Origin of the sequence: Nocardia sp. CA-151230, assembly GCF_050942175.1 — a bacterium.
GTDB lineage: Bacteria > Actinomycetota > Actinomycetes > Mycobacteriales > Mycobacteriaceae > Nocardia.
This window is the reverse complement of the sequence record NZ_CP192061.1, coordinates 2,516,744-2,534,653: the sequence shown is the minus strand read 5'-3', so window position 1 is coordinate 2,534,653 and position 17,910 is coordinate 2,516,744. Positions and strand designations below refer to the sequence as shown.

The window sequence follows — 17,910 nt, the reverse complement described above, 5'->3', positions numbered from 1 at the left end:
CCGCACATCTGCGCGAGGGGCGGGCCGACCGCGCCAAGCGCCTCATCCCCCGGGAGCAGCATTATCCACTCGGCGAAGAACCAGCGAGAAGCCTCGGGGCCCTGTGACTTACATTCGAGTGGTCGTTGGATGTACCGATTCGACTACCGCGCAAAGGATTCCGGCTTCGGTGCCACACACTGCGTCGAACTGCCGTTCATTCTCGGCAGCGACGCCGCCTGGACCCACGCGCCGATGCTCGCCGGAGCGGATCGACGCGAGCTCGACACCATCGGACGCCAGACGCGTGCCGCGTGGCTGAGCTTCGTCCGCACCGGCGCCCCAGCGCCGACCTCGAATGGTCGCCGTTCACCGCGCCAAAGCCCTTCGTCCGGGCACCTGGGTGTGGTCGGCTGAGGCGCCTCGCAACCGACCGCGGTGACCGGTAGGCGAACTGGACCCGCGGGTCAGTGGTCGTGGTCGTCCTCGCCGTGCGGGTGGCCGTGGGCGAGTTCGTCCTCGCTGGCGTCGCGGATGTCGATGACCTTGACGGTGAAGTGCAAGCGCTGACCGGCCAGCGGGTGGTTGGCGTCGATGGTCACCTCGTCGCCATCGACCTGGCGGACGGTGACGATCTGCGAATCGCCGTCCGGCGCCTCGGCGTGGAACTCCATTCCGGGCTCGACCTCGTCCACGCCCTCGAACATGTCGCGGGGCACGGCGCTGATCAGCTCGGCCTGGTACTCGCCGTAGGCGTCCTCGGGCTCCACCACGACGACCAGCTCGTCGCCGGTGTTCTTGCCCTCGAGGGCCTGCTCCAGACCCGGCACGATGTTGTCCGCGCCGTGCAGGTACACCAGCGGCGCCTCACCGACGGAAGTGTCCAGCACCTCGCCGTCATCGGCCTTCAGCGTGTATTCGATGGAGACAACCTTGTCAGCGGCGATCGACATGGCGGTAACCCTTTCACAGAGGAATCCGGACCGCGCAAATGTATCCCGTCAACTTTCCGGCGCCTGCTCGGCGTGTCCGCCGGGCGCTCGCGGGCCGTCACTGCTATGAACCCCATCGTGCCCGATGCATTTTGGCATTTCGTTGCCGCACTGTCCGTCTCCGCCACCGCAGTGGTCGCACCCGCGACCGCACTCGCCGCACCACCCTCCACGCCGGAATGCGCGACCACCCTGTCTCCCGCCGAGAACGACGAGATCACCCGGCTCGCCGATACCGGCACGCTCGCCGGCGACGACGAACTCGCACGGCTCGAGGACGCCGTGTCCCGCGACCATCTGATCACCCGGATCCTCGAGCAGCACGCGGATCGCCGGGGCACCTTCGCCACCGGTCTGGACGTCGTCGAGCAGCAGTCGGTGCTGCCGCTGCAGCGCGATCCGCAGGCGTTCGCCGACCGGGAGTACGCGCACCGGGTCAGCTTCGATCTGCTGCGCCGGTTCCTCGACAATGTGCATGCCGAGTTCAGCGGCGGCACACCGGAACCGCACTGGGCCGACTACTTCGCGCTCGCCGCGGACTGCGCGGCCTCGCCCGGCCGGGTCGCGCTCGCCGGCTACAACGCACACCTGATCGTCGATCTGCCGCGGGCGGTCGCCGAGGCCGGATCGACACCGGCCGACGCCGGCGACTACTTCAAGATCGTGGCCAGCATCGCCCAGACCGGCGATGTCATCACCGAGCGGACCGATCGGATCTACCGCGCGAACATGGGCCCGCTGTGGCGGTTCTACTTCTTCGGCGAAGGACTCGATCAGGTGCTCGGCCAGGGAGTCGCCACCAAGCCGCTGCTGGTCGCCGCCGACCTCGGGGCCAATGTGACGATCTTCGCCAACGGACTCGCCCTCGCGAATCCCGCACTGACGACGGCGACGGCCGCGGAGATCGAGCTGGAGCGCCGGACCGCGGAATGCGCATTCGACATCCTGGCCCGGCTCAACGGTATCTGAGATCGCATCGCCAGGCGAAACCCGCTGCCCGGCAGTGGCTTTCGCCCGGTTCGCGCTATCGGCTCAGTGGGCCGAGAGGCTGCTGAGGAGTCCCGCGAGGGGGTTGGACGCCGAGGAGCCGGAGCCGCCGCCCGCCGGGGTGCAGTCGACGACGTTCACGGTGGTGGTCTTGGTGCTGACCACCTCCTGAGTCGCCTTGAGGGTGTGGGAACCGGTGGTGGTGGGCGTCCAGCTGAAGGTGGCCTGACTGTTGGACACCTTGGAGTTGCCGACCTGGGTGTCGTTGTCGGTCAGCGACACATCGAACAGGAACGAGGTCGCGGTGACGGCGACGGTGACGGTGGTGGCCTGGTTGACGCAGACCTGGCTGCCGCTGACGGTGATTCCGGTGACCAGCGCGCTCGCATCGGGGGCGGTCAGGGCGGCGACGGCGGCCGCGGCGCCGAACGCCGTCGCGCCGATTCCGGCTCGGCGGGAATTCTTCATGATGGTGCTCCTCACGTATCGCTCACGACAGCGTGAGCAATGAGAAACGATAACGCTTCACTGTCGCGATCGGAGCGGATTGCCGGAGACCCACTTCGCCGACGCCACTGCCGATTCGGCATCGCTGGCAGAATCCGGAGCATGGCCCAGTCTTCGGTTTCGACCACGTCGCCGGCGGTCGGTCGGGCGCTCGACATCCTCGTCCGATTGGCCCAGGGTCCGGGCCCGGTCCGGGCCGCGGCACTCGCCCGCGACCTGGGGCTGCCGCGCTCGTCGGTCTACCACATCCTGTCGGTGCTGGTGGACCGCGGATTCGTGGTGTACGTGCCGGGCGAGCAGGCCTACGGACTGGGCGTGACGTCCTTCGAGATCGGTTCGGCCTACCTGCGCCACGAACCGCTGGAACGGCTGGCTCAGCCGATTCTGCACCAGCTGGCCAGACAACTCGGGCAGGCCGTGCATCTGGGCATTCTGCACGGCAACGAGACCGTCTATCTGCTCAAGGAACGCCCCGGCTCCGGTCCGGCCGCGGAGGTCTCGCTGATCACCGACATCGGGGTTCGGCTGCCGTCGCATCTGACCGCGAACGGGCGGGCGATTCTCGCCTCGCTGCCGGATGCCCAGGTAAAAGCGTTGTACGCCAAGCGTTCCGACTTCATCACCCGCACGGGGCGCGGGCCCCGGACCCTGACCGAGCTGCGCCGAGACCTGGAACAGATCCGCGCCCGCGGCTGGGCCGAGGAGGTGGAACTGGTGACGGCGGGCCTGCGGTCGGTCGGCACGGCGGTGTTCGACCACAACAGCCGTCCGGTCGCGGCCCTCAGCACCACATGGCGCACGCTGTCCTATCCCGAGCCGGAGGTGGTGGGGCAGGCCCTGCGGTGGGGCGCGGAGCGTCTGACCTCACGAATCGCGGGTCAGGCACCGATAGCGCGGTGACTCTGCACCCCGCTTGTGAGACCCCTCACAGTGGTTGTATGTTGTTGTATATACAACCGCCGCAATGGGGAGATTTCCGACAATGACGCAGGACTGGGACGACGACCTCTACGCACGCATGGCAGATCACACCCTGGCGAAGGCGTACTCCCGGTCCCTGCCCGAGTGGTACAAACACGACTTCGACCCCGGCCGGGCCGCCGCCGACATCGCCCGCATCGAAACGCTGCACCCCGACTCGTGCGACGTGGCCCTGCACCCACCCACCGGACGGGCGCGCGGACGGTTGCGACTCACGCTCTACATCGCCGGTGCGGCCGTGTCGCTCAGCCGCATCCTGCCGGTCATCCAGTCCCTCGGCGTGGAAGTCCTGGACGAACGCACCTACCCGGTCGACGATTCGGCCGGAAACCAATGCTGGATATACGACTTCGGCCTGGCCTTCGACAGCGAACCGGCCTCCGACGACGGCACGCACACCCGCTTCACCGAAGCCTTCGCCGCCGCCTGGCGGGGCGACGCCGAGAGCGACACCTTCAACCGCCTGGTGCTGGGCGCGGGATTGGCCTGGCGTCCGGTGTCGGTACTGCGGGCGTACGCGAAGTACCTGCGGCAGAGCGGATTCCCGTACAGCCCGGAGCGGATCGCGGAAGTCCTTGCCGCACATCCCGAATCCGCGCGGCTGCTGACGGACCTGTTCCACGCGCGGTTCGCGCCGGACGGGAACACCGCGGCCGCCGAGGCCGACGTGACCGACCGGCTGAACGACGCCATCGGCCGGGTCGTCGGGCTCGAAGCGGACCGCATTCTGCGCGCCCTCACCACGCTGGTGCGAAACACACTGCGCACCAACTACTTCGTGCGCGACGGCAATGCGACGGCACTGTCGATCAAGCTGGACCCGCAGCGTATCGACGAACTCCCTCATCCCAGGCCACGATTCGAGATCTTCGTCTACTCGCCCCGGGTCGAGGGCGTGCATCTGCGGTTCGGCGCCGTGGCGCGCGGCGGCCTGCGCTGGTCGGACCGCAAGGAGGACCTGCGCACCGAAGTCCTCGGACTGGTCAAGGCGCAGGCGGTGAAGAACGCCGTCATCGTGCCGGTCGGCGCCAAGGGCGGATTCGTCGTCAAACAACCCCCGCGGCCCACCGGCGACGACACGGCCGACCGTACCGCCCACCTGACCGAGGGCATCGCCTGCTACCGGCAGTTCATCGCCGGCCTGCTCGACGTCACCGACAATATCGACGCGGCCACGGGAGCCGTGCTCCCGGCCCGCGACGTCGTCCGCCACGACGGCGACGACACCTACCTGGTCGTGGCCGCGGACAAGGGCACCGCGACCTTCTCCGATATCGCCAACGATGTCGCGGCGGGCTACGGCTTCTGGCTCGGCGACGCGTTCGCCTCGGGCGGATCGGTCGGCTACGACCACAAGGCGATGGGCATCACCGCCCGCGGCGCGTGGGAGAGCGTCGAACGCCACTTCCACGAAATGGGCCGCGACACGAGCACCGCCGATTTCACGGTGGCCGGGATCGGCGACATGAGCGGCGATGTCTTCGGCAACGGCATGCTGCTCAGCGAGCACATCAGGCTGGTCGCCGCGTTCGACCACCGGCACATCTTCCTCGACCCGCAGCCGCGGGCAGCGCTCTCCTACGGCGAACGCCGGCGCCTGTTCGAACTGCCCCGCTCGTCATGGGCGGACTACGATCCCACCCTCATCAGCGCCGGCGGCGGGGTGTGGCCGCGATCGGCGAAATCGGTGCCGCTCGGTCCCGAAGCCCGTGCGGCGCTGGGGCTTCCGGAGTCGGTGACGGCGGCGCCACCGAACGAGGTGATCCGCGCGATCCTGCGCGCACCCGTCGACCTGCTGTGGAACGGCGGCGTAGGTACCTACGTCAAGGCCGCCGCCGAATCGCACGCCGACGTCGGCGACAAGGCCAACGACGGCGTGCGGGTGAACGCCGCCGACGTGCGGGCCACCGTGGTCGGCGAGGGCGGCAACCTCGGATTCACCGCGCGCGGCCGCATCGAATACGCCTGCGGCGGAGGCAGAATCAACACCGACGCCCTGGACAATTCGGCCGGGGTCGACTGCTCCGACCATGAAGTGAACATCAAGATTCTGCTGGACGGCATGATGTCGGCGGGCCGGGTGGACCGGGCCGAACGCGACCGGCTGCTGGCCGATATGACCGGCGAGGTGGGCCGGATCGTCCTGCGGGACAATCGTTCCCAGAACCGGGTCCTGGGCGTGAGCCGCGCCGACGCGGCCGCCCGCATCGGCGTGCACGCCCGCATGATCGCGCAGCTGGAGGCCCGGCGCGGACTGGTCCGGGCCCTGGAGGCACTGCCCGACGAGAACGAGCTCACCCGGCGCGCCGACAGCGGCCGCGGTCTGACCTCCCCGGAACTGGCGACCCTGCTGGCGCACGCCAAACTCGCGATCAAGGACGAACTGCTCGCCGGCGACCTGCCCGACGACCCCGCGCTGCACGATCACCTGCTCGCCTACTTTCCCGCCTCACTGCGAGAACGCTTCGGCGACAGCGTGTCCGAGCACCCGCTGCACCGCGAGATCGTGGCGACACAGCTCGCCAACGATGTGATCGACCATGGCGGAATCAGTGTCGTCTTCCGGCTGGCCGAAGACTCCGCCGCCGGCGGGGCGGATGTGGTGCGCGCCTATCTCGTCGCCACCCGGGTCTTCGGACTGCACCGCCTCTGGGACGACATCGCCACCAGTGGACTGCCGGCGGCGGTGACCAATGGACTCGTCCGCACCACGCAGCGGGTGCTCGACCGGGCGGTGCGCTGGCTGCTGGCCAACCGCCCCCAGCCGCTCGACATCGCCACCGAGGCGGGCAGATTCGCCCCGCGGCTGGCGGCACACGCACATCTGGTCCCGGAATGGCTGCGCGACCGTGAACTGGCGGACCTGCACGGCCGGATCGCGGACTCGATCGACGCCGGGGTACCGCACGAGCTGGCAGCTCGGGTGCACCTGCTGCTCGACCAGTTCGGGCTGCTCGACATCATCGAGGTCGCCGACGCGGGCGGTCACGAGGTGGCCGACGTGGCCGGGCTGTACTACGCGCTGAGCCAGCATCTGGGCACAGTGCGCCTGCTGCAATCGGTTTCGCGACTGTCCACCGAGGACCGCTGGGGTTCGATGGCCCGCCTGGCCCTGCGCGACGACCTGTACGGATCCCTGCGCCTGCTGTGCCTGGCGCTGCTGGCGGACCGGCCCGACCCCGCCGAGCCGCCCGCCGACACCATCGCCCGGTGGGCGACCCGCAACGCCACCCGGATCCACCGGACCAGCGCCACCCTCACCGAAATCCTCGAGGGTCCGGCGGCCGACGTCGCCGCCATGTCCGTGGCGGTGCGTCAGATCCGCGGCCTGGTCCGCACGGGGTAATTCCTCAGGACGTCTGCGCGTCGAAGGTTCCCGCGAGCCGGTAGCGGGAACCGGGATGCAGCAGCCGCGCCGAACTGACCAGCCGATCCTCCGACCACGTGCGACGGCGGATCAGCAGACACGGCTCCGACTCGGTCAGCCCGAGCAGGGCGCACTCGTCGGGGGTCGGCAGCACCGCCTCCACCACATGCTCGCCACGACCGAGCGGAGCCACCGACACCAGGTACGTGTTGGGCGTCGTGGTCGTGAAATCCTGCTCGAGATAGCGCGGCGCGAACTCGGGATTCACGAAGCGATCCTCCAGCTGGATCGGCAGTCCGTCCTCGAAATGCACCAGCTTCGAATGGAATACGGGGCTGCCCTCGGCGACGCCGAGATCCTGCGCGATCACCGAATCCGCCGGGCGCTGCTCCAGCGACACCACCTCGGCCCGATGCCGGTGGCCCCGGTCCCCGATCTCGTCGGCGATATTGCGCACCTCGACCAGCGCCGAACTGACCTTCCGCTCGGCCACGAACGTGCCGACACCGGTCAGCCGGACCACCAGACCGTCCGCGCTCAGCTCCCGCAGCGCGCGATTGATCGTCATGCGAGACAATCCCAGCGCACCGACCAGCTGATTCTCCGACGGCAGCAGCTCGCCTTCCCGCCAGCGCCCCGAGACGATCTGCTCGGTGATCAGATCCTTGACGCGCTGATACGCCGGGGCTGCTCCACGGCCGCGAGCCCGATACAGCGACGCGATATCCACCTCGTCCATCGCCACATTCGTCACCTGTTCCACATCCTGCCCGTCGGTGGACACCCGCCCGTTCGGGCCCAAGTGTATCGGCGCTCCGGCGCCGCCCCGCATCGGCGAGGTGTCTCGGATCCGAGAATCTCTCGCGCCGACGCTGTTCCAGGCGTCGAATCCGGGGTGTTATGGGCGTCACGATCAGCCCATACACAGGAGTCCCGATGACCACCAAACCCACGTCCGGCCCCCGCCCGGTCCGTGCGCCGCGCGGCACCGAACTGAACTGCCTCGGCTGGCAGCAGGAGGGCGCCCTGCGCATGCTGATGAACAACCTCGACCCCGAGGTCGCCGAGCGACCCGACGATCTGGTCGTCTACGGCGGCACCGGCCGCGCCGCCCGCAGCTGGGATGCCTACGACGCCATCGTGCGCACGCTGACCACCCTGAAAGACGATGAGACGCTGCTGGTTCAGTCCGGCAAGCCGGTCGGCGTGATGCGCACCAGCGAATGGGCGCCGCGCGTCCTGCTGGCCAACTCCAACCTCGTCGGCGACTGGGCCAACTGGGAGCAGTTCCGCAAGCTCGAGGCCGAGGGCCTCATGATGTACGGCCAGATGACCGCGGGCTCGTGGATCTACATCGGCAGCCAGGGCATCCTCCAGGGCACCTACGAGACCTTCGGCGCGGTGGCGCGCAAGCGGTTCGGCGGTACCCTCGCCGGCACCATCACCCTGACCGCCGGCGTTGGCGGCATGGGCGGCGCGCAGCCGCTCGCGGTGACCATGAACGACGGCGTGGCGCTGTGCGTCGACGTCGACGTCACCCGCATCGATCGCCGCATCGCGCACGGCTACCTCGACACCAAGGCCGAAAGCCTCGAAGCCGCACTGGAACTGGCCGTCCAGAAGCGCGACGCGCGGGAACCGCTGTCCATCGGCGTGGTCGGCAATGCCGCGGAGATCTTCCCGCGCCTGCTCGCCATGGGCGCGCCGATCGACATCGTGACCGACCAGACCTCGGCCCACGACCCGCTGTCCTACCTGCCGATCGGCGTCGACGTGGCCGACTGGCACCGCCGGGCCGCCGAGGATCCCGCCTGGTTCACCACCGAGGCCCGCAAGTCCATGGCCGCCCACGTCGAGGCCATGGTCGGCTTCCAGGACGCCGGCGCCGAGGTGTTCGACTACGGCAACTCCATCCGCGACGAGGCCCGCAAGGGCGGTTACGAGCGGGCCTTCGAATTCCCGGGATTCGTGCCCGCCTACATCCGGCCGCTGTTCGAAGAGGGCCTGGGCCCGTTCCGCTGGGCCGCCCTGTCCGGCGACCCGAAGGACATCGCCGCCACCGACAAGGCCATCCTCGAGTTGTTCCCGGAGAACGAGCACCTCGCGCGCTGGATCACCATGGCCGGGGAGAAGGTCCACTTCGAGGGCCTGCCCGCCCGCATCTGCTGGCTCGGCTACGGCGAACGCCACCGGGCGGGACTGAAGTTCAACGAGATGGTCGCCTCCGGGGAACTGTCCGCGCCGGTCGCCATCGGCCGTGACCACCTGGACTCCGGTTCGGTGGCCTCCCCCTACCGCGAGACCGAGGCCATGGCCGACGGCTCCGACGCCATCGCCGACTGGCCGCTGCTCAATGCCCTGGTCAACACCGCGTCCGGGGCATCATGGGTGTCGATCCACCACGGCGGCGGAGTGGGCATGGGCCGTTCCATCCACGCCGGGCAGGTGTGCATCGCCGATGGCACCGAACTGGCCGCCCGCAAGCTCGAGCGGGTGCTGTCCAACGATCCCGCCATGGGCGTGATCCGCCACGTCGATGCCGGCTACCAGCACGCGGCCGATGTCGCCGCCACGCGCGGCGTCCGAATCCCGATGCAGGAGAACTGAACTCACATGCGGAACGAATCCGGGCAGTGGACGGTCATCGACAATATCGGCGCCCTGGTGACCAATGATCCCGAGATCGGCGCGGGCCCGCTCGGCGTGATCCGGGATGCCGCGGTGGTACTCGGCGACGGCCTGATCCAGTGGGTCGGCCCGCGGTCGCGCCTGCCCGAGGGCAGCGCCGGCACCCGCGTGGACCTGGAAGGTCGCGCCGCCCTGCCCGGATTCGTCGACAGCCACGCGCATCTGGTGTTCGGCGGTGAGCGGTCGGAGGAATTCGCGGCCCGTATGACGGGCGCGCCCTACAGCGCGGGCGGCATCCGGACGACCATCGCCGCGACCCGGGCCGCCACCGACACGGCGCTGAGCGCCAATGTCGCCCGTCTGGTCACCGAGGCCCTGCGGACCGGAACCACCACGATCGAGACGAAGTCGGGCTACGGGCAGACCGTTGCCGACGAGTTGCGGAGCCTCGAGATCGCCGCCCGGCACACGTCGGAGACGACCCTGCTGGCAGCGCATGTCACGCCGCCGGAATTCGCCGGGCGCACCGACGATTACGTGCGGCTGATCATCGACGAGATGATTCCCGCCTGCGCCTCGCACGCCGCCTGGATCGACGTCTTCTGCGAGGAGGGCGCCTTCGACGCCGACCAGTCGCGTGCCGTGCTCGAGGCCGGCATCGCGGCGGGGCTCACGCCGCGGGTGCACGGCAACCAGCTCAGCTACGGCGCCGGCGTCCAGCTGGCGGCCGAGCTGGGCGCGGCCTCGGTCGATCACGTCACCTACACCACCGGCGAGGACATCGAGGCGCTGGCGGCGAGCAGCACGGTCGCCACCCTGCTGCCGGGAGCCGACTTCTCCACGCGCAACAAATATCCCGACGCGCGGGCGCTGATCGACGCCGGGGTGACCGTCGCGCTCGCCGCCGACTGCAATCCGGGCACCTGCTACACCACGAGCATCCCGTTCTGCATCGCGCTGGCCGTACGCGAAATGCACATGAGCCCGGACGAAGCCGTGTGGGCGGCGACCGCGGGCGGCGCGGCGGCCTTGCGGCGCAACGATATCGGGCACATCGGGGTCGGCGCGCGCGCCGATCTGATCGCACTGGACGCACCCTCGCACCTGTACCTGGCATACCGGCCGGGGGTGGCGCTGGTGCGCGAGATCTGGAAGGACGGACACCGGCTGTGACCGCTGTCGATCATCCGCCCGCCCCCTGGTCCGGTCGCGACGACGGCCCGGGCCCAGCACATCTGCGCTGGCACAGCGCGATATCCCCGTTCACCCCCGGAATCCCGCCCGGGGCAAGCGTTCTGGTCGGCTTCCGCAGCGATGAGGGGGTCCGTCGCAACAAGGGGCGGACCGGAGCTGCCGCCGGCCCGGCCGCCCTGAGGCAGGCACTGTCGTCCATGGCGCTACCCCGCCCGGCACGCGTCATGGACGCCGGTGACGTCACGGTCGAGGACGGGGATCTCGAATCCGGGCAGCGGCGTCTGGGCGCGGTGGTCACCGAATTGCTCGACGGCGGGCATTTCGTGACGGTGCTCGCAGGTGGGCACGAGGTCGCCTACGCCAGCTATCTCGGCATCGCCTCCGCGGCCGCGGTCGCGCACGGGGCGCGACTGGGCGTGCTCAACCTCGATGCCCATTTCGATCTACGCGCCGACCCGACGCCCAGTTCCGGGACACCGTTCCGGCAGATGGCCGAGGACGAGGCGGCAGCCGGGCGGGTGCTCAACTATGCGGTGCTCGGCATCTCGCAGCCGAGCAACACCGTGGCACTGTTCGACACGGCCGCGGCGCTGGGAGTGCGCTATCGGCTCGACGAGGACTGCACCGCGGTGGATATGACCGGCGTGCGGGGTTTCGTCGAGGAGTTCCTGGCCACCGTCGATGTCGTGTATCTGACCATTGACCTGGATGTGCTGCCCGCACCGGTCGCGCCGGGCGTCAGCGCTCCGGCCGCGTACGGTGTGCCGCTCGAGGTGATCGAGCGGGTGTGTGACCTGGTCGCGAGCAGCGGCAAGCTGGCACTGCTGGATGTGGCGGAGCTGAATCCGGAGCTCGATATCGACCACCGGACCGCGCGCACCGCCGCTCGGCTGATCCACCGGATCGTGACTCGGCGCGACGGCCGACTAGATTAGTTGCCGTTGTGTAACTAGACACTCTTGACACAGTTGTATAGACAGCCCTATACATATGTGAACGCACTCACAATCCCTGTCGGGCTGCGTTATGAACAACACCAGGGAGTCCGATCCGTGAAAGACATCTCCTCGACCCTGACCCGGGGTCTCACCGCCCGCCACATCCGATTCATCGCACTCGGTTCGGCCATCGGCACCGGCCTCTTCTACGGATCGGCCGAGGCGATCAAACAGGCCGGCCCTTCGGTGCTGCTGGCCTACCTGATCGGCGGCGCAGTGATCTTCATCGTGCTGCGGGCGCTGGGCGAAATGGCGGTCCGCAACCCGGTGTCCGGTTCGTTCGGCGAGTACGCCAGCCAGCACATCGGTCCACTGGCCGGATTCATGACCGGCTGGACCTACATCTTCGAGATGGTCATCGTGCTGCTGGCCGACACCACCGCCTTCGGGGTCTACATGGGGTTCTGGTTCCCGGATGTCCCCCGGTGGATCTGGGTGCTGTCGATCGTCTTCTTCATCGGCGCGATCAACCTGCTCAATGTCAAGGTGTTCGGCGAGCTCGAGTTCTGGTTCAGCCTGATCAAGGTGGTCGCGATCATCGCCATGATCGCGGGCGGAACCGCCGTGCTGATCTGGGGATTCGGCATCCATGACACCAGCACCGGCCTGTCCAACCTGCACACCGGCGGCGGATTCTTCGCCAACGGCGTGGGCGGCTTCCTCGGGTGCTTCGCGATCGTCATGTTCGCGTTCGGCGGTTCGGAGATCATCGGCGTCACCGCGGGTGAGGCGGAGGATCCCGAGCGGACGATTCCGCGGGCGATCAACACCGTCCCCGCACGGATCATGCTGTTCTACGTCCTGACCCTGACCGTCATCATGGCCGTCACACCGTGGAACCAGATCGGCGACGAGGGCAGCCCGTTCGTGCAGATCTTCAAGAGCCTGGGCCTGGGGTCCGCGGCGACCGTGCTGAACGTCGTGGTGATCACGGCCGCGCTGTCGGCCATCAACAGCAATATCTTCGGCGCGGGCCGGATGATGTACGGAATGGCCCTGCGCGGGCAGGCCCCGGCCGCGATGCGGCGGGTCTCGCGCAACGGTGTGCCGTGGATGACGGTCGTGATCATGGTGTCGGCGCTGCTGGTCGGCGTGATGCTCAACTACCTGATCCCGGACCGGGTCTTCGTGGTCATCGCCTCCATCGCCACCTTCGCCACGGTCTTCGTCTGGCTGATGATCCTGGTGTCCCACTTCCGCTCGCGCCGGCAGATGAGCGCGGAAGAGGCGGCCGAGCTGAAGTTCCCGGTGCCGCTGTGGCCCTACCTGCCGATCTTCGCCATCGCGGGCCTGACCTTCGTGATCGCCCTGCTCGCCTTCGACGCCGACACCCGGGTGGCGCTCGTCGTCGGAGCCGTGTGGCTGGCTCTGCTCGCCGCGGCCTACCGGCTGTGGTGCCGGCCCGCAACCGAACCCGCCCCGGTGGCCCCCGCGGACCAGGCGCCGGGGATCAACCCCGCACTGGCCACAGACCTTCTCTGACCGCAGACCTCTATCAACCGCAGATTGGACAACATCGCGATGAGCTCGAACACCCTCCGGCTTTCCGAAGAGCACACCTCGGCAGCAGGCGACGTCGAAGTCGGCGTCGGCGCCCTCACCCCCGAGGACGTGGTCCGGGTCGCCCGTGGCAATGCCACCGTGCGGCTGTCGGAGGATGCGCTCACCGTGATCGCCGCGAGCCGGACCCGGATCGAGGCGCTGGCGGCGGACCCGAAGCCGGTCTACGGCGTATCGACCGGTTTCGGGGCGCTCGCCACCCGCCACATTCCACTGGAACTGCGAACTCAGTTGCAGCGCAGCCTGGTTCGCTCCCACGCGGCCGGCTCCGGGGCCGAGGTCGAGCGTGAGGTGATTCGCGCGCTGATGCTGCTGCGGCTGTCCACGCTGGCGACCGGCCGGACCGGCGTGCGTGTGGAGGTCGCCCAGGCGTACGCGGCGCTGCTGTCGGCGGGGATCACGCCGGTCGTGCACGAGTACGGCAGCCTCGGCTGTTCCGGCGACCTGGCGCCGCTGGCGCACGTCGCCCTCGCGGTGATGGGTGAGGGCATGGTCCGCGATGCGGACGGCACGCTCATGCCCGCCGCGCAGGCGCTGGCCGCGGCCGGCCTCGAGCCGGTGGTCTTCGCCGAGAAGGAGGGCCTGGCGCTGATCAACGGCACCGACGGCATGCTCGGCATGCTCGTGCTGGCCTGCCACGACCTGCGCGGGCTGCTCCGTCTGGCCGATGTGACCGCGTCGATGAGCGTCGAGGGCCTGATGGGCACCGACAAGGTGTTCGCCGCCGACCTGCAGGCCCTGCGCCCGCAGCCGGGTCAGGCGCTCGCCGCCTCGAATATGGTTCGGCTGCTGCAGGATTCGGGCATCGTGGCCAGCCACGCCACCCCCGACTGCACGGTGGTGCAGGACGCCTACTCGCTGCGCTGCGCCCCGCAGGTCGCGGGCGGCGCGCGCGACACCCTCGCGCATGCCGAACGGATCGCGTCCTACGAACTGTCCAGCGCCGTGGACAATCCGGTGGTCACCCTCGACGGCCGGGTGGAGTCCAACGGCAACTTCCACGGCGCGCCGGTGGCCTACGTGCTGGACTTCCTGGCCATCGTGGTCGCCGATGTGGCCAGCATCAGCGAGCGCCGCACCGACCGTTTCCTGGACCGGGCCCGCAACCACGGCCTGCCGCCGTTCCTGGCCGACGATCCCGGCGTCGACAGCGGCCACATGATCGCCCAGTACACGCAGGCCGCGATCGTCTCCGAGCTCAAGCGCCTGGCCGCGCCCGCCAGCGTGGACTCGATCCCCTCCTCGGCGATGCAGGAGGACCACGTGTCGATGGGCTGGTCGGCGGCTCGCAAGCTGCGCCGCGCCATCGACGGCCTGACCCGGGTGCTGGCCATCGAGGCCCTCACCGCGGCCCGCGCCCTGGATCTGCGGGCTCCGCTGGAACCGTCCCCCGCGACCGGCGCGGTCCGCGACCGGATTCGCGAGGTGGTCGAGGGACCGGGCGCCGACCGCTACCTGGCGCCGGAGATCGAAGCGGTCGTGCAGCTGGCGGCCTCGGGCGAGTTGCTGGCCGGCGCCGAATCCGTGGTGGGCCCGCTGTCCTGAGCGCGGGGTTACCCGCCGAGCAGGCCCTTGGCGATGTGGGTGACCTGAATTTCGTTGCTGCCCGCGTAGATCATGAGCGACTTGGCGTCGCGGGCGAGCTGCTCCACCTTGTACTCGGCCATGTAGCCGTTGCCGCCGAAGAGCTGCACGGCCTCCATGGCGACCTCGGTGGCCGCGCGCGAGGAGTACAGCTTCATGGCCGAGGCCTCGGCGAGGGAGACCTTCTCGCCCGCCGCGGTGCGCTCGATGGCGTTGAACACCATGTTCTGCACATTGATTCGCGCGATCTCCATCTCGGCCAGCTTGAGCTGGATGAGCTGGAACTGGGCGATCTCCTTGCCCCACAACTTGCGTGACTTGGCGTAATCGACACTGAGCCGGTGGCATTCGTTGATGATGCCCAACGCCAGCGAGGCGATGCCGATGCGCTCGGCGGCGAAAGACTCCTTGGCACTGTCCTTTCCGTCGCCCTTGGCCGGATTCTCGGTTTCGCCGAGCAGCCGGTCGGGGGTGATGCGGACATTGTCGAAGAACAGTTCGCCGGTAGGCGAGGAGTTCATGCCCATCTTCTTGAACGGCTTGCTCTGGGTGAAGCCCGGCATGCCCTTGTCCAGCACGAAGGTCAGCACCTTGCGGTCACGGCGGTCGGTGCCGTCCTCCTCGTCCAGCTTGGCGTAGACGACGGTGACATCGGCGTAGGGGCCGTTGGTGATGAAGGTCTTCTGGCCGTTGAGGATGTAGTCCTCGCCGTCACGGCGGACGTAGGACTTCATGCCGCCGAAAGCGTCGGAGCCCGAATCGGGTTCGGTGATCGCCCAGGCGCCGACCTTCTCGAAGGTGACCAGCTCCGGCAGCCAGCGCTTCTTCTGCGCCAGGGTGCCGCGGCTGCGAATGGTGCCGACGGTGAGGCCGAGGCTCACACCCATCGAGGCGACCAGGCCGAGGCTGATGCCGGCCAGCTCGCTGTTGAGGATCACTCCCATGCTGCCCGATCCGCTGAACCCGCCGCCGGCCTTGCCCGGCTTGTTCCCGGCGCTGCCCTCTTCCCTGGCAAAGGCCTTCTCCAGGCCCTCCTTGGCGAGCTCGTCCAGGCCGAAGGTCGCGTACAGCTTGCGGATGGTGTCGAAGGGCGGCAGCGCACCACTTTCCAGCTGCTCGACGTTGGGTTTGATCTCCTTGTCGATGAATCCGCGCAGGGCGTCGCGGAACATCAGGTCTTCGTCGGACCACTGGTACATGTAGTGAACTCCCGAGGGCTCGCCGGAAAGGGTTACCCCGAATATAGAACACGTTCTACTTGGCGCGTGGCGGAGCTCAGCCCGGGACTTTCGTGGGCGGGTTGGGGGTGGCGATGGTGGCGGCCGGAGCCGACGCGACGGTGACGTCGCCGGATTCGAGATAGCGGACGACCGCGTCGTCGACAGGCGGGTTGCCCCGGCCGAACGAACCGTGGTCGGTGCCGTCGACCCAGACCAGGGTGCCGTTCAGGGCGGCGGCCATGGCGGGGCCGCCGGCGGCGGGGGTGGCGGTGTCGCGGGTGCTCTGCAGGATCAGCGGGCGGGTCGAGAGGCCGGCGCCGTCGATGCGAACTCGATCGGACGAGGATGGCCAGGCTCCGCAGAATGCGCCCGCGGCCTGCAACCGGGAGAAGAACGCGAAAATGCCGGCGCCGGAGACGAAGTCACCGATCGCGGCCGGGACAGCGGCCGGATCCGGGGCGCCGGAGTCCTCATTGCAGGTGATCGCGTCGTACATCCACTGACCGGTCGGATCCAAGGCGGTCCGCTTGGTCAGATAGGTGAGGAATTCGGTGTGCTGCGGGTCGGCACGGTACCGTCGCATCCCCTCGGCCATGTACGGCCACAGGTTGCGCGAGTACACCGCGGCCGAGGCAGCCGCATAGGTCGGACTGGTCGTGCCACTCGGATGCCGCACGGTCTGCACCAGATTCGCGATCCGCCCCGATACTTCGTCGGTTCCAGGTGTCTGCCCCGGCGCGGTGAGCGCACCGCCCGCACCGCCGAGCGCCGGATCGAGCCGGGCCAGCCAACCGCCGCCCTGCGCATCAACCTGCCGAACCCATTCGGCGGCAACAGCATTGCGGGTTTCACCCAACCCGTAGACGGCGTCGTTGGCGGCGATCCAATCGAATAGTTCGGTGAACCCCGCCTCCCGTGCCTGCCAGCCCTGCGCGAACTGCTCCCGCCAATCCCACTGCGGATTCACATTCCCATCCAGCACCATGTGATCGACATGCGGGCCGAACAGAGTCGCGTACGCGGCCCCCAGGAACGTGCCGTACGAACCACCATAGAAGTCGATCCGATCGACACCGAGCGCCTGCCGCGCCTGGTCCAGGTCCCGTGCCAGGGTCTCGGTCGTAATGGTGCGCGGATAACCGGGATCGGCACTCTCACACGCGGATCGATCGGTCACCGGGATGATCACCGCCGTGGTCGTCTTGCACTGCAGTGGCGCCGCCCACCGCAACCCGCGCGGCTGCACCGCGATCTCGTCGAACTCGCGATGCAGTTCGGGCACTGTTACGTTCCGTGGCGCCCAGAAACCTGGCGCGTCCGCACCCGGCCCGCCCTGGCCAGCGAACAGCACCCCGCGCTTGTGCACCGGATCGCTCGCCGGAATCCGGCTGATCGTGATGTCGATACGCCGCCCATCCGGCACCGCGTAATCCATCGGCACCGACAGGCTCGCACACTCGGCCTCCCCCGCCTTGGCCTCGACCGGGCAAGGCCCCCACAGCAATTCGCCGCCCGGATCGGCGGCCGCCACCGGCGCGATCCCCGTGGCCATCACTCCGCAAGCGGCCACGGCGGCCGTCCGCAACCAGCGTGCCGAACGCACTCCACCCATCACTGTGCCCCTCCCCCTGGGCGTGATCGAATCAGCCGCCACCCTACACCGCACCGCCGGAATCTTCCTCTCCGGCACCGCGCTCCGCATCCCATCCTTCACCCCCTGGTCTCGGCGGTAGCCATGTCCGGCCGCCTGGCCGCGGCACCGCCGCCTGGCGGGAACCGGTGATCGCGCTGGCGATCATGGCCTGTGCCGCGCACGGCACGGTGGCCATCGCCCATCGGATCCACCGCCGCTCGCTCATGCAGACGCAGGGCCGCCTCACCATCCGCCAGGCCCTCACGCTCGAGGGGTGAGC

The 17,910-nt window shown here is 68.9% G+C and carries 14 protein-coding genes and 1 pseudogene; 10 read left to right on the top strand and 5 right to left on the bottom strand.

Annotated features, from left to right (window positions below):
* The first annotated feature begins 129 nt into the window (after window positions 1-129).
* Window positions 130-396, top strand: coding sequence for a hypothetical protein (locus ACQP1O_RS11465; protein ID WP_433565791.1), 267 nt, complete (start codon window positions 130-132; stop codon window positions 394-396).
* A gap of 50 nt (window positions 397-446) precedes the next feature.
* Here ACQP1O_RS11465 and ACQP1O_RS11460 read toward each other — a convergent pair whose 3' ends face one another.
* Window positions 447-932, bottom strand: coding sequence for an FKBP-type peptidyl-prolyl cis-trans isomerase (locus tag ACQP1O_RS11460; protein WP_433565790.1), 486 nt, complete (start codon window positions 930-932; stop codon window positions 447-449).
* A gap of 117 nt (window positions 933-1,049) precedes the next feature.
* Here ACQP1O_RS11460 and ACQP1O_RS11455 point away from each other — a divergent pair, with 117 nt between their 5' ends.
* Entirely contained in the window at window positions 1,050-1,940 is an 891-nt protein-coding gene (locus ACQP1O_RS11455; RefSeq protein ID WP_433565789.1) for a DUF5995 family protein, read from the top strand.
* Window positions 1,941-2,003: 63 nt separating this feature from the next.
* Here the strand turns inward: ACQP1O_RS11455 and ACQP1O_RS11450 are convergent, their stop codons facing one another.
* Window positions 2,004-2,426 carry a hypothetical protein gene (locus tag ACQP1O_RS11450; RefSeq protein WP_433565788.1) on the bottom strand — a complete coding sequence of 141 codons (423 nt, stop codon included), beginning with the start codon at window positions 2,424-2,426 and terminating at the stop codon, window positions 2,004-2,006.
* Window positions 2,427-2,567: 141 nt separating this feature from the next.
* On the opposite strand from ACQP1O_RS11450, the gene ACQP1O_RS11445 reads away from it, so the two are divergent.
* Together ACQP1O_RS11445 and ACQP1O_RS11440 are read left to right on the top strand one after the other, a co-directional pair.
* Complete coding sequence (locus ACQP1O_RS11445; RefSeq protein ID WP_433565787.1) at window positions 2,568-3,365, top strand: IclR family transcriptional regulator; 798 nt, start codon at window positions 2,568-2,570, stop codon at window positions 3,363-3,365.
* Window positions 3,366-3,447: 82 nt separating this feature from the next.
* A pseudogene (locus tag ACQP1O_RS11440) lies at window positions 3,448-6,792 on the top strand (NAD-glutamate dehydrogenase); the annotation flags it as partial.
* Between the two features lie 4 nt (window positions 6,793-6,796).
* On the opposite strand, the gene hutC reads toward ACQP1O_RS11440, so the two are convergent.
* On the bottom strand, window positions 6,797-7,552 hold the full coding sequence (hutC, locus tag ACQP1O_RS11435; RefSeq protein ID WP_433567652.1) for a histidine utilization repressor: 756 nt from the start codon (window positions 7,550-7,552) through the stop codon (window positions 6,797-6,799).
* 197 nt (window positions 7,553-7,749) lie between these two features.
* On the opposite strand from hutC, the gene hutU reads away from it, so the two are divergent.
* The 5 genes from hutU to hutH all read left to right on the top strand — a co-directional run bounded on the left by hutU (window position 7,750) and on the right by hutH (window position 14,738).
* Entirely contained in the window at window positions 7,750-9,420 is a 1,671-nt protein-coding gene (gene hutU, locus ACQP1O_RS11430; protein WP_433565786.1) for a urocanate hydratase, read from the top strand.
* A 6-nt stretch (window positions 9,421-9,426) separates the two neighbouring features.
* Window positions 9,427-10,614, top strand: a complete 1,188-nt coding sequence (gene hutI / locus ACQP1O_RS11425; protein WP_433565785.1) for an imidazolonepropionase — start codon at window positions 9,427-9,429, stop codon at window positions 10,612-10,614.
* Entirely contained in the window at window positions 10,611-11,570 is a 960-nt protein-coding gene (gene hutG / locus ACQP1O_RS11420; RefSeq protein WP_433565784.1) for a formimidoylglutamase, read from the top strand. Before hutI ends, hutG begins: the two co-directional genes overlap by 4 nt.
* Before the next feature lie 117 nt (window positions 11,571-11,687).
* Window positions 11,688-13,115 (top strand): amino acid permease, encoded by a 1,428-nt coding sequence (locus ACQP1O_RS11415; RefSeq protein ID WP_433565783.1) that lies wholly within the window; start codon window positions 11,688-11,690, stop codon window positions 13,113-13,115.
* A gap of 39 nt (window positions 13,116-13,154) precedes the next feature.
* A complete protein-coding gene (gene hutH, locus ACQP1O_RS11410) occupies window positions 13,155-14,738 on the top strand; it encodes a histidine ammonia-lyase (RefSeq protein ID WP_433565782.1) in 1,584 nt (527 codons plus the stop codon).
* Window positions 14,739-14,746: 8 nt separating this feature from the next.
* Here hutH and ACQP1O_RS11405 read toward each other — a convergent pair whose 3' ends face one another.
* Window positions 14,747-15,976: an acyl-CoA dehydrogenase family protein gene (locus ACQP1O_RS11405; protein ID WP_433565781.1), complete on the bottom strand. Its 1,230-nt coding sequence runs from the start codon at window positions 15,974-15,976 to the stop codon at window positions 14,747-14,749.
* Between the two features lie 76 nt (window positions 15,977-16,052).
* Window positions 16,053-17,549 (bottom strand): alpha/beta fold hydrolase, encoded by a 1,497-nt coding sequence (locus tag ACQP1O_RS11400; RefSeq protein ID WP_433565780.1) that lies wholly within the window; start codon window positions 17,547-17,549, stop codon window positions 16,053-16,055.
* 227 nt (window positions 17,550-17,776) lie between these two features.
* Here ACQP1O_RS11400 and ACQP1O_RS11395 point away from each other — a divergent pair, with 227 nt between their 5' ends.
* On the top strand, window positions 17,777-17,908 hold the full coding sequence (locus ACQP1O_RS11395; RefSeq protein ID WP_433565779.1) for a hypothetical protein: 132 nt from the start codon (window positions 17,777-17,779) through the stop codon (window positions 17,906-17,908).
* Window positions 17,909-17,910 lie beyond the last annotated feature (2 nt).